The following is a 203-nucleotide window of genomic DNA, read 5'->3' as shown; positions in this document are numbered from 1 at the left end:
AAGGCTGTCGCTTTTGACAAAAACTCGTTATCCATCTTGGCCTCTGCCAACTCACGGCGCAGGCGAGCATTCTCAGCACGAAGATCAGCCTCGCTCATCCCATCTGAGGCTCCTCGGCGTTCACGCTCGAGTTTGACCCATTTTCCTAAAAGCCCGGCGGAAACACCGATCTCCTTAGCCACATGGGCAATCGGGCGCTCTGA

At 55.7% G+C, this 203-nt stretch carries 1 protein-coding gene; it reads right to left on the bottom strand.

The annotated features are described in order from the left end of the window. Window positions 1-203 (bottom strand): transposase (locus tag QP922_RS12915; protein WP_284809926.1); only part of this gene is annotated, 203 nt, incomplete at both ends.

The organism is Corynebacterium sp. MSK218, assembly GCF_030232655.1.
GTDB lineage: Bacteria > Actinomycetota > Actinomycetes > Mycobacteriales > Mycobacteriaceae > Corynebacterium.
This window is presented reverse-complemented; position numbering and strand designations above follow the sequence as displayed.